Source organism: Corynebacterium sp. HMSC28B08 (genome assembly GCF_001806865.1).
Classification (GTDB): Bacteria; Actinomycetota; Actinomycetes; order Mycobacteriales; family Mycobacteriaceae; genus Corynebacterium; species Corynebacterium auriscanis.
Map to the genome: position 1 here is coordinate 117,952 of NZ_KV786178.1, position 14,184 is coordinate 132,135.

13 protein-coding genes are annotated in these 14,184 nt (G+C 55.7%); 8 read left to right on the plus strand and 5 right to left on the minus strand.

Annotated elements, in window-relative coordinates:
• The first annotated feature begins 26 nt into the window (after positions 1-26).
• Positions 27-1,466 (plus strand): cysteine--tRNA ligase, encoded by a 1,440-nt coding sequence (cysS, locus tag HMPREF3098_RS09205; protein ID WP_210385971.1) that lies wholly within the window; start codon positions 27-29, stop codon positions 1,464-1,466.
• A gap of 150 nt (positions 1,467-1,616) precedes the next feature.
• Here the strand turns inward: cysS and HMPREF3098_RS09210 are convergent, their stop codons facing one another.
• The 4 genes from HMPREF3098_RS09210 to HMPREF3098_RS09225 form a co-directional block, all read right to left on the minus strand.
• Positions 1,617-2,192 carry an NADPH-dependent FMN reductase gene (locus HMPREF3098_RS09210; RefSeq protein ID WP_070434885.1) on the minus strand — a complete coding sequence of 192 codons (576 nt, stop codon included), beginning with the start codon at positions 2,190-2,192 and terminating at the stop codon, positions 1,617-1,619.
• Positions 2,193-2,344: 152 nt separating this feature from the next.
• The gene (gene nrdF / locus HMPREF3098_RS09215) at positions 2,345-3,349 is read right to left on the minus strand and encodes a class 1b ribonucleoside-diphosphate reductase subunit beta (RefSeq protein ID WP_083284418.1); all 1,005 of its coding nucleotides are present in this window, start codon (positions 3,347-3,349) and stop codon (positions 2,345-2,347) included.
• 179 nt (positions 3,350-3,528) lie between these two features.
• Positions 3,529-4,017, minus strand: a complete 489-nt coding sequence (gene nrdI / locus HMPREF3098_RS09220; protein WP_235700744.1) for a class Ib ribonucleoside-diphosphate reductase assembly flavoprotein NrdI — start codon at positions 4,015-4,017, stop codon at positions 3,529-3,531.
• A gap of 89 nt (positions 4,018-4,106) precedes the next feature.
• Entirely contained in the window at positions 4,107-4,673 is a 567-nt protein-coding gene (locus tag HMPREF3098_RS09225; RefSeq protein WP_070434886.1) for a hypothetical protein, read from the minus strand.
• A 200-nt stretch (positions 4,674-4,873) separates the two neighbouring features.
• Here HMPREF3098_RS09225 and HMPREF3098_RS09230 point away from each other — a divergent pair, with 200 nt between their 5' ends.
• The 7 genes from HMPREF3098_RS09230 to HMPREF3098_RS09260 all read left to right on the plus strand — a co-directional run bounded on the left by HMPREF3098_RS09230 (position 4,874) and on the right by HMPREF3098_RS09260 (position 12,687).
• Complete coding sequence (locus HMPREF3098_RS09230; RefSeq protein ID WP_070434887.1) at positions 4,874-6,823, plus strand: HtaA domain-containing protein; 1,950 nt, start codon at positions 4,874-4,876, stop codon at positions 6,821-6,823.
• Between the two features lie 52 nt (positions 6,824-6,875).
• Positions 6,876-7,967, plus strand: a complete 1,092-nt coding sequence (locus HMPREF3098_RS09235) for a heme/hemin ABC transporter substrate-binding protein (RefSeq protein ID WP_070434888.1) — start codon at positions 6,876-6,878, stop codon at positions 7,965-7,967.
• Positions 7,951-9,000: a FecCD family ABC transporter permease gene (locus tag HMPREF3098_RS09240; protein WP_070434889.1), complete on the plus strand. Its 1,050-nt coding sequence runs from the start codon at positions 7,951-7,953 to the stop codon at positions 8,998-9,000. Before HMPREF3098_RS09235 ends, HMPREF3098_RS09240 begins: the two co-directional genes overlap by 17 nt.
• Complete coding sequence (locus tag HMPREF3098_RS09245) at positions 8,997-9,842, plus strand: heme ABC transporter ATP-binding protein (protein ID WP_035114491.1); 846 nt, start codon at positions 8,997-8,999, stop codon at positions 9,840-9,842. The genes HMPREF3098_RS09240 and HMPREF3098_RS09245 overlap by 4 nt, the downstream gene beginning before the upstream one ends.
• 24 nt (positions 9,843-9,866) lie before the next feature.
• Complete coding sequence (locus HMPREF3098_RS09250; RefSeq protein WP_052095033.1) at positions 9,867-10,913, plus strand: HtaA domain-containing protein; 1,047 nt, start codon at positions 9,867-9,869, stop codon at positions 10,911-10,913.
• Positions 10,914-10,956: 43 nt separating this feature from the next.
• Positions 10,957-11,619 (plus strand): biliverdin-producing heme oxygenase, encoded by a 663-nt coding sequence (locus HMPREF3098_RS09255; RefSeq protein WP_035114489.1) that lies wholly within the window; start codon positions 10,957-10,959, stop codon positions 11,617-11,619.
• A gap of 198 nt (positions 11,620-11,817) precedes the next feature.
• Positions 11,818-12,687 carry an HtaA domain-containing protein gene (locus tag HMPREF3098_RS09260; RefSeq protein ID WP_070434890.1) on the plus strand — a complete coding sequence of 290 codons (870 nt, stop codon included), beginning with the start codon at positions 11,818-11,820 and terminating at the stop codon, positions 12,685-12,687.
• A gap of 106 nt (positions 12,688-12,793) precedes the next feature.
• Here HMPREF3098_RS09260 and HMPREF3098_RS09265 read toward each other — a convergent pair whose 3' ends face one another.
• Positions 12,794-14,182, minus strand: a complete 1,389-nt coding sequence (locus tag HMPREF3098_RS09265; RefSeq protein ID WP_083284420.1) for an MFS transporter — start codon at positions 14,180-14,182, stop codon at positions 12,794-12,796.
• Positions 14,183-14,184: the final 2 nt, after the last annotated feature.

Below are 14,184 nucleotides of genomic sequence, written 5' to 3' on the forward strand. Positions count from 1 at the left end.
GGGTACTCCTACGTACAATGACGATTGTGACTTTGCGAATCTACGATACTGCCACCCGCCAACTCCGCGATTTTGAACCGGCCCGTGAGGGGCACGCTTCCATCTACCTGTGTGGCGCTACCGTGCAATCCATCCCGCACATCGGGCACGTCCGCAGTGGTGTGGCCTTCGACATCCTGCGTAATTGGCTGCAGGCGAAGGGGCTGGACGTGGCGTTTGTGCGTAACGTGACGGATATCGATGACAAGATTCTGACTAAAGCCGCCGAAAACGGTCGCCCGTGGTGGGAGTGGGCTGCAACGCACGAACGTGCCTTTAGCTGGGCTTATGACCAATTGGGGGTGGCCCCGCCTTCGATTGAACCACGCGCCACCGGGCACATCCCGCAGATGATTGAGTACATGCAGCGGATCATCGACAACGGTCACGGTTATGCGGCCGATGGCAATGTATACGCGCAGCCTGCGACTATCGAGAACTACGGTTTCCTGTCGGGGCAGAAGCTGGACGAGATGGACCAGGGCGAATCCGCCGGCACAGGCAAGCGCGATCCGCGTGACTTCACGATGTGGAAAGCAGCCAAGCCCGGTGAGCCCGCCTGGGATACCCCTTGGGGTCGCGGTCGACCAGGTTGGCACATCGAGTGCTCCGCTATGGCAACCACCTATTTGGGTGGCGAGTTCGATATTCACTGCGGTGGCCTGGATCTACAGTTCCCGCATCACGAGAACGAGGCTGCGCAAGCTACCGCCGCAGGCGACGGTTTCGCCCGCTACTGGATGCATAACGGCTGGGTGACCATGAGCGGCGAGAAGATGTCTAAGTCTCTAGGCAATGTGTTGAGCATCCCCAACGTGCTGAAGCTCGTTCGTCCCGTTGAGCTGCGCTATTACCTGGGTAGCGCTCATTACCGCTCGATGTTGGAATACTCGGAAACGGCATTGGGTGAGGCCGCTGCCGGTTACCGTCGCATCGAGAAGTTTCTGTTGCGTGCGGCTGGTTCTCTTTCTGGTTCCGACGCCACAAGCTTGCCCGAGACCATTCCGGCTGGTGAGGTAACGGATGCCTTCGCCGCGAAAATGGACGAGGATCTGGCGGTGCCTCAGGCGTTAGCTCAGATCCATGAACGGGTGCGCGAGGGCAACAAGCTGCTCGAAGGTAAGTTGGACGAGGCGAAGCGTGCGGAGCTGGCACAGATTGGCGGGGAAGTCCGCGCGATGGCGGCTGTGCTGGGTGTGGACCCGTTCAGCGAAACGTGGCTGGAGTCCACCAAGGCTACCACGGGTGGATCGGATGCCGCGATGGGTGCCCTTGATGTGCTGGTGAAGTCGGAGCTGGTACGCCGGGCCGAAGCGCGCGCAGCCAAGGATTGGGCGACCGCGGATGAGGTCCGGGATCGCTTGGCCGAGGCCGGTATTGAGGTCACGGACACCGCCGATGGCGCGAAGTGGGCGCTGAAGGGGTAACAATACCAACAATTTTCAGCGGTCTGGGTCTATCGTTGAAAACCGCTGGGGTGAATTGGAGCCGTCGATAATCCGAGTGGAGAACGAAGATGGCCGCTGGGTTCAGCGACCGATGTAACTGGGGGGGTAATTTTTGCCAGTCGGGTGGGACTAGGAATTTACTTGAACGACGAGGTCTGCGACCCGGTTGACATAGTCCGCAACGAAATCTCGGGTGCCTTCATTGGCAAACTCACCGTCGTCTGCGATGAGGGAAGGGGATTGCCCGAGGAATACCTCGGGCTGCCCTACACTCGGCATGTCGAAGTAGGAGAGCGCCAAGCGGAGATTCTTCTGGGAGCTGTAACCGCCCATTCGACCCACCGAATGGCTGATGATTCCCATTGGTTTGTTCTTCCATACCACGTCGGAGTTTGGCTTAGATCCAATGTCCACAGCATTTTTCAGGCAAGCGGGAATCGTGCGGTTGTTTTCTGGGGTGACGAAAAGAATTCCGTGTGATTCCTTGATGAGCTGCCGGAATTGCTTGTACTCGTTTGGTTCAGAGACATCGGGGACGTTGGGGTCGTCGTATTCGAAGTTGTAGAGCGGGAGCTTGCTGATATCGATGATTCGCACCTCCCAATCTTGCGGGAAGAAAGTCATGGCTTGCTTGGCGATCTTGAGTGCGTAAGAATCGCGGCGTAGGCTGCCAACAAGCACACTGATTACGTAATGGGTGGACATAGGAAAACTCCTTTCGCGAGTTTCATTAGGTAAAGGGGATGGGGTTGAGGGAGACTGCATCAGTCACTCTCGTTCATGGGAAGTAGACGTTTTCAAGAGCGGAGCGATGTGATCGTCACGGGCGAGGCAATTTCGCTCGTGATTGCGTCTGGCTAGAAATCCCAGTCGGTATCTGCGGTGTCCTCAGCCTTGCCCATGATGTAAGAGGAGCCAGAACCGGAGAAGAAATCGTGGTTTTCATCTGCGCCTGGGGTCAGCGCGGACAGTATTTCTGGGCTGACATCGGTCTCCTCGGCCGCGAAGTGCGGGTGATAACCGAGGTTCATCAGTGCCTTATTCGCGTTGTATTTCACGAATTTCACAACATCAGGCATGAGCCCCAGCGGTTCGTAGAGCTCCGCGGAGTACTGGACTTCCAGTGCGAAGAGCTTCTCAAGTAGCGCATGAGTGAATTCCGAAAGCTCTGCGGTGCGCTCCGGGTGGTTTTCCAATCCGCGTTGGAATTTGTATCCGGAGTAGTAACCGTGGACCGCCTTGTCCCTCAGGATCAACCGGATCATGTCGGCGGTGTTCGTAAGCACCCCACGAGTGGAAAAGTGCAGCGGAAGGTAGAAGCCTGCGTAGAGAAGTACCGAGGAAAGGAGGGTAGCCGAAACCTTTCGTTTCAGTGGGTCCTCCCCAAAGTAATGTTCCAATACGGAGTGACACCGTTGCTGTAGCACGTCATTGTTGACGGCCCATTCATACGCTGCGTTAATCGATGGGGTGTTCGCCAGCGTTGAAAACACACTCGAGTAGGATCGAGCATGAACTGACTGCATGAATGCGATATTGGTATATACCGCTTCTTCATGCTCGGTTTGGGCGTCTTGAATCTGACTTATTTCGCCCACTGTTGCCTGCATGGTATCCAGCAGGGTAAGTCCCGTGAATACCCGCATTGTCAGTGTTCTTTCCATATCGGATAACCCATTCCAATCTTTGAGGTCATTCGACAATGGAACCTTTTCCGGCAGCCAGAAGTTTGCGGTGAGACGCTGCCAAACTTCTTGGTCTTTGTCATCTTGGACTTTATTCCAGTTGATGGGGCGAATTCTTGCCCCTGGATTGTATTTGGCTTTCGGGGGTGTAACCGATTCGGCAATTGTTATGCGCATTCTTCTCCTTTGGGTCTACTGTCAATTGATAGTTTCTGGTCTGGCAGAGCCACGTGTTGCTAGTGCGTTGCGCCACCAAGGTGCGGTATTGCCGACGTTTTTGTTGCGCTGATGTGACATCCACAAAGCCGTGTTGCGCTAACGCAGTTGCGGTGGGCGTTGTGAAACATGACCGTGCTTCACATCGATTCCCTAGGCAACCGTTTCCAGAATTCTGTGAGTCCTTCGTTGACTCTCTGCACGTCACGGTCGGTGCCGAGCAGTTCAAAGCGGTACAGCTCGGGCACTGAACACTTCTTTGCGATGATGGGGCCTGCGATGCAGAAGTGCTCACCGAAGTTAGTGTTTCCACTAGTGATCACCCCACGAATGAGCTTGCGATTATCGGGGATGTTCAAGAACTGGATTACTTGCTTCGGCACGGCCCCTTTGAGTTCTCCGCCACCGTAGGAAGGAACCACGAGTACGTAAGGGGACGTCACTCGGAGCATGCCTTCGACTCGTGGCCTCAAGGGGATGCGCAGCGCTGGTCGGTCCAGCTTCTGGATGAAACGATGGGTATTCCCCGACGCGCTTGAAAAATAGACGAGATCAGCGGGTTTTCCAGTATTTACACTGCTTCTCAGGCTGACATTAACCGTACGCGTGCTGTTGCTGGTGGCGGACATACAGAAAGTTTTACCACGGCATGAACTGGATGTCTACGTTCTACCTAACTTTAAAGTTCAATGGATTGAAGTTTAATCGGGTGCGCAGTTTAGGTGCGGGGGAGTGGGAACTCACTGGTTCCCTCCTCAGGATTCGGGTACTCGTCGGGTTGAAGTGGAAAATTGTCAGTTTGAGTGGCGCCAGGTGAGGGCAGCTCATTACGCTTCGACCACATTGGGTTCAGTCCGGGCATGAACCACATGGTGGTGGCAACGATGACTGCAATGATGCATCCCCCCACGGTGGACCACCTTGGTGGGATGTACCAGAACCCAGCTATGACAAGTAGGCCCATTGCGCCAACGATCATGGGGATGATGAGGCCAAGGTTCAAGCGACGGGCGACCTGGTACTCCTCCCAATCGGCACCGGGGAAGCGGCCACGCGCTTGGGATCGGATTCGACGCGGGGTTTTTATGGCGGGCACTGCACATGCGATGAGAGTTAGCGCAAAGCCGGCGCTGGCGACAATGACGTCCCCGATGACGGCGCCATAGGCCATTACGCCGAGTGCCACAGCAAGGGCGAGTCGCTCTGAGGGGGACAGAGAAATCGTCACATGGGGGTCCACTTCGGGGTAGAGCGTTTCGAGGGGGTTTTCGATGTAGTAGTTCATTTTTTGTCATCTCTTAGGGGTGTGACGGGGGTATTTGGGAGCTGTGCCGAAACAATTTCTAGGCGACGGAGGATTGCCGTGCTAGCTTGTGCTTAGGTTTGCCTTACCTAGTTAACCGTAGGCTACCCTAATGTGCAAAAGGGACTTGGTAAGAGAAACCGCTTCCAATCTCCACAGTTTTCGTTTCGATTAGGAATTACATGTCTCTTTCACTTTCTGGATCACGACGGGGCCTGCTTCACCGGCAGATTAACCGCAGGTCGATGGCTCTGGGTGCAGTTACCACGCTCATCTGGGCGCCTATCGCGGCAACTATCGGCAGTACTCCCGTCGCGCTTGCGGCCAGCACCTGTGAATTCAATTGGGGGATCAAACAGAGCTATCGCCAGTACATTCAAGGCCCCGTCGCCAAGGGTGGCTGGGGCGGGGACGGTATCGGCTTCACCGGCGATAAAGTGGGCGCTAACGGTGCATTCAAATTCAGCCCCCAAAAGCCACAGGTGACAGGTGACACTGTCACAGTGCCCCTTAACGGTGTGCTTCACTTCAACGGCCACAACTACGGCGGCGAGGATTTATTGGACATGACGTTGTCCGATTGGAAGATTCGCGCCAACGGGAACATGGCCGACATCCTGGTGGATTATGTTTCCTACGAATCCGACATGGTGAACAAGACCAAAAAAGGTAACAAGATCACCGGGGATGACGAAGTAATCGCCACAATCAAGCTCGCCAATCCCGTCAATACCACGTCTGGAGCGGTTGATCTTTCCGGGAATACAACCCTTACACAGGGTGGCCACCGCTTATTCCTTGCTTACGACGCAGGGGTATCAATGGATCCGACCAGCGGCGGCGTTGCTCTTGATGGCAGTTGCGGGTCCGGATCAGGTTCTGGTGCAGGTGCCGGTTCTGGGTCCAAGCGCCCTCTGACCACCATCAGTGGTAATTTCACAGGGTTCAACAAAGAAGCCATGTCGATTCTGTCTGAGACAAACGACACCATGAACGCGCTTACGTCGTTCATGGGGAACACCCAGGCATTCCTTGATGAGTACGAATCCTTTGTGAAACGTGGCGGTGGCAATACCGTTTCAGGTGGAAGTGCGTCTGGGGGTACTACTTCTCACACCTCTTCTCCATCGGGTAATTCTGCCGGAAACAGCACGAAGTCCAGCTTAGACGCCGCAGGAACTAGCCACGGCACGTCCAAAACAACGGCGGGAACCGACAAAAATGCCACATCACACGGTGGAAATGGCTCATCCCGGATCGCGTCGGTGGCTGGCGGGGGTGCAATTGGTGACGCAGGCGTTGCGGGCAGCACATGTGAGGCTGTGAAGTCGGTTGAGAGCGGCGAGGCCGCATGGGCAGTAAAAGAATCTTTCCAGTCCTACATCACCGGATCCATTGCCAAAGGCAAGTGGGATTTGAATGGAGTGGGCTTCAATAGTGGTCAATTCCAATTCACGGCCAATGGTGGCAACGTTGATACTGATGCAAAACAGGGATCTATCTCCCATGGAGGAACCCTGCACTTCACAGGCCACAACGGAATCTTGGATTTGAGTATTTCCAACCCTGAAATTCAGTTTGAGGGTGAATCAGGAAAGCTCGTTGCCGATGTTCGTTCATCAACCATGGAAGGTGAAAAGAGAGATTTCGGCCGCACGGCCCTAGCAGATCTGAGCTTCACATCGCTTGATGTTTCGGATGGTTCGGCACGGGGTAAGGCAGACGTTTCGTTGACCAGCGATGGGTCTAAGGCTTTCGCAGAGTTTTACGAAGCAGGCACCCAACTAGCACCCATCTCGTTTAGCTCACAACTGGGCGGTCAAGGTGACTGTGCCGGGGTGGGGGGTTCCACAACTTCTGGTTCCTCAGCGGGGCAGGGCGGTGCAGGTTCTGCGGCCTCGCGTACAGCCGCTGCTGCCAAACTTGCTGCGAAAAACCGGAGTGGAGATGCAGGCACTAACGGTGATTCCTCCTCCACTGGTTACGAAAACGGTTCTGACAAATTCAAGATCAAGTCGGCCGCAGCTGATGACAGCGGATCAAACCCAACAACCTACCTGCTCCTACTGATCGCGGGATTTGTCGTTGCAGGCGGAAGCATTGGCCGATTAGTCGCAAATAACCCGTCTTAACAGTCGTTAATGACGAGAAGACGAGATTGAGAAGAGTCAGAAAGCACGTTTCATGGTTAAAACCCTAAATTCAACCGTAAAGGTTGCGATCTTCGCTTTTGCTGCTCTCATGTGCGCGACAGTCCTGTCCGCATGCGGTGTGAAAGGCGCCTATAGTTCCGACGATGATTCTTCCCTGCGCGATAGTCTCAAAAGCGCAAGTGACTTGCAAAATCCCCATAGTTTTGAGGGGGTTTCCCACGTTAAGGATTTCACCGATGTGGAACCAATCACCGCCAATCCTTCACCGGTTCTACCAGTGGAATTAACGGACGCAGATGGCAACGAGGTGAAAGTTGAAAGCGTTGAGCGAATCCTGGCTCTCGATTTGTATGGCACCTATACCAAGACCCTGACTGGTTTGGGCTTGGCGGGAAACATCGTGGGTCGAACGGTTTCCTCCACCGAGGGCATTGTGGCCGATAGGCCGGTGGTCACCCAGGGAGGACACAATATCAACGTCGAAGCGGTTCTTTCGCTGCGGCCCAGTGTGGTTATCGTGGATCACTCCATTGGCCCGCGCGATGCCATCGATCAGATTCGTGCAGCCGGAGTGACCACAGTCGTTATGGAGCCGACCCGGACCATTGATTCGGTCGCTGAAGACATCAAAACTTTGGGTGCAGTTGTGGGCCTCGTGGATGATGCGAAAAAACTAGCTGATCGTACAGTCGAAGAGATTGATCTGGATAAGGAAGCCATTAAGAAGATGGTCCCCGCCAACCCAATGCGCGTGGCATTCCTTTATGCCCGCGGTAACGGCGGCGTCTTCTTCATCATGGGCAATGGCACCGGCGCGAAGGATCTCATCGAAGGAATCGGTGCTATTGATGTAGGAACCGAAAATAATCTCTCCTACATCGAACCAGCCAACGCAGAAGCCCTCGCCCGCTTGAACCCAGATGCATTCATCATGATGACTGGTGGTTTGAAATCGACCGGTGGCATAGACGGTCTGCTGAAACGACCCGGGGTAGCACAGACAAAGGCCGGACAAAAACGGCGTGTCATCACGATCCCCGACGGTCAGTCCCTTGCTTTCGGACCAATGACTGGGCAGACACTATTGCGGACAGCGCAGGCGCTATATGACCCACACGGCTAAAACACACGAGGTTTTTCAGGCTCGGACGCGGCGCCGGATATGCGTATTCAGCTTGCTCGGAATCCTCGTCATCTTAGCGGCATTGCTGTCCATTGTGCTGGGACAATACTACGTTCCTCTCAATCATCTGGGAGCCATCTTGTTGGGAAGGGATCATCACGCGGATCTCGCATCCAGTGTGGTGTGGGATATCCGCCTACCTCGGATCCTCCTTGGGTTCCTCGTAGGCGCGTGCCTTGGAGTGGCGGGGACACTCATGCAGGCAGTATTTGCCAACCCGTTGGCCGAGCCATCGATCATTGGGGTCACGGCTGGAGCAGGTGTCGGTGCCGCCCTGGCAATCGTGTTCAACATTGCCTTCTTGGGCACGTTCACCACTCCATTCTTTGCATTTCTCTCTGCACTCATTGCTACCGTGCTGATCTACCAACTTGCCCGCAGCAATGGTCGAGTGGTGGTGATCAACCTGGTTCTCACCGGCATCGCGGTCAACGCAGTTTGTGGAGCCGTCATCTCCTTCATGGTGTACCTAGCCCCGACCACGAGTAGAGAAGAGATCATTTTTTGGCAAATGGGTTCCCTCAATGGTGCTCAGTGGAAGCACGTGTGGGTGGTACTTCCCATCGCAGTGATAGCGGTAGCTGTCGCTTTGCGCCTTGGCGGTGCACTAGACGTGCTGGCTTTGGGTGATAAAGCAGCTGGACACACGGGAATCAACGTTGGCCAACTGCGCGTGATCGCGATTGTTGTCTCAGCCGTGCTCACAGCGGGTGCAGTTGCGTTCGCAGGGCTCATCGGTTTCGTGGGACTCATCATCCCGCACCTGTTGCGCACGGTGATGGGGCCGGAAAACCACCTGCTCATCCCCGCTTCGGCCCTGGGTGGCGCGGTGCTCATTGGACTATCCGATGTGGCTGCTCGCACGATGATCGAATTTGCAGATCTTCCCATTGGTATCTTCACCGCGCTTGTTGGTGGTCCCACGTTTTTTGTAATGCTTCGACGCATGATGAGGAAGGGGATGCATTCATGACCATTAATGCTGACGACGTTGCCATTGAAGTAACTGCGCTCAACGTCAACGTTGGCACAAAGCAGTTGCTGAGCGATATCAGCTTCACCGCCCGTAGGGGCGAGGTCACCGGCCTGATCGGTCCGAATGGCGCAGGAAAATCGACCTTGCTGGCTGCATTATCTGGAGACCTAACTCCGTCTTCGGGGACAATTTCTGTCGGCGGACTTAACCCGTCGCTTGGCGACGCAAAGACAATGGCTCGTCGTCGCGCGGTGTTGCTCCAAGACGTCTCCGTATCCTTTGAATTCTTGGTTCGGGATGTCGTGGCAATGGGCCGGCGACCTTGGCGAGGCGAGGTCGATGGTAGCTACGATGAGCTCGTCATCGATGCAGCCCTAGAAGCTACAGATACGGCCGCACTTGCAGACCGAGATATCGTCACTCTTTCCGGTGGGGAGCGAGCACGTGTTGCCCTCGCCCGAGTGTTAGCGCAGCAAACACCGATCATCTTCCTCGATGAACCGACCGCGCCGATGGATATCCGGCACCAAGAACAAGTCCTTAGCCTGCTCCGAGAAATCGCTCACGCAGCCGGCACTGCGGTGGTGGTTGTTTTGCACGATCTCAACGCGGCGGCTGCGTATTGCGACCACATCACATGTCTTTCGGGTGGTCGCATCGTCGCCGATGGGTCGGTCGATGAGGTTTACACCGATGAAACCTTGACGATGATCTATGGATGGCCGGTCGAGGTTACGCGGAGTGCAGACGGTCGCATTACCGTCTGTCCGCGGCGGAGGGATCCGCCCGAAGCAGCAGGTCGACTGCTGAATCAATACAAATCCAACTCGTTTCATTAACCCCATCTCAGGAGGAGTAAATCCATGACCATCAAGTCACTTCGCACTACAATGACTGCTGGTGCTATAACCCTTGCACTTGGCAGTACTGCGCTCACGGTTCCTTCTGCTGCAGCAGCAGAAGAAGAAAAGCAAGGATCCTTAACTGCTCAGTGCAAAACGTTTGTCACCGGCGGCACGTTTAACTGGGGAGTAAAGAATAGTTTCCGCCAATACATTCAGGGGAATATTGCTCGAGGTAGCTGGAGCTTGGACGGCAACGTCCAAGAGTCGGATCCAAGCAACCGCGCGGGCAAAGACTTCCAGTTCAAGTTTGAAGTGGATCCCAAAACCTCGACAATTGAAGTTAATGACGAGGGGAAGGTAACGAAGGCAGATATTCGTACGAAGCCGTCAAAAATCACTTTTGAGGGGCACAAAGGCTCGTTGTACACGAATTTTCTGAACCCGTATGTGATCGCGGAAGGTAATGGCATCCAGGGTGGTGCAGGGTACCTCGCGTACTACGTGCCGGGTAAAGGAATGACTGAATACACGCCAGAAGATCGTATTGAGCAGAACAAGGTCACCGGCAGTGATGTGTTTTCGAAGGGGCAGGGGACGTGGACTGTTGGCACAGGCACCATCAATCTGGATGCCTCCAACATGATGTATGTGCCCAAGCCCGGTACGGATTCATGGAAAGGCATTCTTGAGGGAGTTGATGCCTTGTTCATGGGGTTGTACAACGCTAAATACAAGCCGGAACTGGATGACATCAATGTCGTGCTGACCACCGAGGAGAAGTGCAGCCTTCCCCAGACACCGCCACCGGCAGCCGATCCTGATCCAAACATGGAGACCGGAGGGAACGACACTCAGGGTAGTAGCAGCAATAACCAGGGTAGCTCCGGTAGTGAAATGACTTCCGGCCATTGGAAGAAATTCGCAGAAGTGTGGAATTACCTCCTAGGTGCCGCGGGAATTCTCGGAATGTTCGCGATCCTCGCCCATGCTCTGAAGGTTTCGGGAGTCTTCGAGGACGTGAGTAAGCAAATCAATGACTTTTTGCACAAAGGCAAACTTCGTTAATGCATTTACATGATGTACTCAATCTCCTGAAAGGAATAGAACAATGACGGCTCCTACAGCCACCAACTACGCCACCGCGCCTCTTTCTGAGGTCTTGCGTGATGCCACTTCCATGGCTCACGAACATGCAGAAGGTTCGACGTTCATGACGAAGCTTCTCAGCGGAGACCTCAATGCCAATGCGATTTCCTCGCTCTCGGGCCAACTGTGGTTCATTTATGACGCCTTAGAAAACGCTGTTCGTCGAGTTTCCACCACACCGGTTGCGGCGCCAATCGTGGATACCCGTTTGGAGCGACGTGCTGCGCTGGAAAACGATCTTTCAAAATTAATCGGCGCTGGTTGGCTCGACGAGATACGAATTCTTCCTGCGACAACGAGATATGTCGATCGTCTGAATTCTCTTGGGGAAGTGGACGCTGCCCGGGTTATCGCCCACCACTATGTCCGTTACCTCGGAGATATCTCCGGTGGGCAAGTGATCGCAGCGCGTCTAGCCAGCTTCTATGACATCGATTCGGAGGCATTGAAGTTTTATGATTTCTCCGCTATCGGCAAGATTCCTCCATACCGGGCCAATTACCGCCGACAGCTCGACCAGCTTCTCCTCGCTGAGGAACAACGCGTCGAGCTGATTGAAGAAGCCAAAGAGGCTTTCGCATTGAACACTGCGGTGTTCGCGGACCTATTTGAGGTCTGCGCATAGCTGGGACCCAAAACGGTCAGCGACAAGTACCCCGCTCATCCCTGCGCCTCACCCGGCGTCCCATCCCGATGCTCACCTGGCGTTCACCCGGCGTCCCACCCCGATGCTCACCCGGCGCCTCACCCCATTCGTCTACTTCTACCTATCGTTCATCTGGGAATCCCCCTCGCGGATTTCCGCTTATCAAGGAGACTATTCATGTCCCGTACCGCTACTCGCGGCATCATCGCTGCTTCTCTAGCTGGCGCCGTCGCTTTCAGCGGAATGGTCGTTCCGCTGGCTCATTCTGCGGAGCCATCCACCGAAACTACTCCAGCCCTAGAAACTGGCGCCTTCGCGTGGCCCATCAAAGCCTCGTTCCTTAACCATGTTCAAGGACCATTTGCCCGTGGCACGGTCACCGCCAGCGGTGGTGCGGAATTCAAGGGAAACCAGTTCGTGTTCCCCGTTAACTCGACGAAAACCTCTTTAGATGCGCAGGGTAACGGAGTCATCAGACTGGATGGCGCTGCGCACCTCGTGGCGTATCGAGGTTTGGGACCTAACGGTGGCCCAGCTCTCGATATAAAGTACTCAGACCTCCAATTAAGAGTCGCTGGCACTCGGGTTTCCCTGATTGGTGACTACGCTCTATCTGGGAAAACCGCGAATGAGCCAACGCAGTTGAATAACCACGGCGATGATGAAATCCTCGCTACTTTCACCGTGGATGCGCCGATTCGGCCGGGGACAGACTTCTCCGCGATGGATCGCCCCACGGCGGCAGGAATTGGGTTGCAGCATTCGCTGCTTCGCTACAAAGAAGGTGAGGCATTCACGGATGCGGATGTGGACCTTGTGCTTGACTATGCCAATGATAGGAAGGCTGATGATGTCACCCCGGTAGAGCCACAGGGCAGTGCGACCGGCTCGGTGGGACCTTCTCACGGTACAGCTAACGGGTCCTCGACGACCGGAACCATCTTTGGGGTAATTATGGCCCTGATCGCAGCTGTGGGTGGTGGCGCACTCGCGCTGGGGATGGCGGGGTGGCAGGGCGTTCTGAAAAACCTTGGTATTCGCCTGTAGGTATTGAAGTCGGTTCATTCTACCGGGGTAAGGCGCCCAGCTGTGGCAACGACCGCATCGTTGCGACTGCGTTGCGTTCCGTCGTACTGGTTGCTCCGCAGCCGCGTTACGCCAGCGCCTTACCCCGCTGTTCCGGCAACATAAACGCCGCGATGGCGGCGATTGCAAAAGCCGCCCCGAACACGGCGAACAACACACCCTGGCCACCAACGGCCAGAATCGGCGGCACAATCAGCGGAGCCAGGATCGACGCAATACGACCGAATCCCGCAGCAGCTCCCGTGCCAGTGCCACGCAGGTGCGTGGGATACAGCTCTGGCCCCACTGCGTACAGTGCACCCCACGCGCCGAGGTTGAAAAAGCTCAACAAGCAGCCGGCGGCGATGATTTGCCATTCGGCATTCGCGAAGCCATACAGCCCTGCGGCCACCGCCGAACCCGCCAGGAACGTCGCCAGCGTCGGGCGCCGGCCCCAACGCTCAATCAGAAATGCACTCACCGCATACCCTGGCAATTGCGCCAGTGTGATGATCAGGGTGAACGTGAAGGACTTCACCAGCGTAAAACCCTGTGCGTGTAGCAGCGACGGGATCCAAATGAACGCCCCGTAGTAGCTCAAGTTGATGCAGAACCACACCGTCCACAGTGCCGCCGTGCGTTTACGCAGCGCGGTCGCCCAGATGGAACTGGTTGTGTCTAGGTCTTTTTCTTTGGCCGACGCCACGACGTGCCCAAATTGGCTTTCCTTCGGCTGAGAGTTTAGCGCGGGGGAGGCCTCGAAGTCGCGGACGATCTTCTCGGCCTCTTCGTGGCGCCCCTTGTTCTCCAGGAAGCGGACGGATTCGGGCAGGCCTAGGCGGATGACGAGGGCATAAAGCGCGGGGATGCACCCCATGGCGAGAGCCCAGCGCCACCCGGCGTCGGAAGAAGACACAATGAACGCGCCGATACACGCGGCGGCGATCCAACCAACGGCCCAGAAGGCTTCGAGCAGCACGACCATACGACCGCGTGCCTTGCGAGGGGAGAATTCAGAGACCAGTGTGGATGCCACGGGGAGTTCAGCACCCAGGCCCAAACCAACCACGAAACGCAGTGCGATGAGTACAGCCAACGAACCCGCCAGGGCGCTGGCACCTGTTGCGATACCGTAGATCAACAAGGTGGCGGCGAACACGTTGCGTCGACCGAATTTGTCCGCCAGCAATCCGCCGAGGGTGGCGCCGATGGCCATGCCTACGAAGCCAATTGAGCCCAGCCAGGATGTTTCAGTCTTGGTGAGATGCCATTGCGCGGCCAGAGCGGCCATGATGAAGGAAATGAGGCCCACGTCCATGGCATCGAGCGCCCAGCCGATACCAGAGCCGGTGAGAAGTTTAACGTGACGTCGAGTGACGGGAAGCTCATCCAGTCGATCGTTGCGAGAGAGCTGGCCAGTTGCCGCGACATTAATTTCGGCAGTGGTGGAGCCAGGCTGCGAGGAGGGGTTTTCCATAA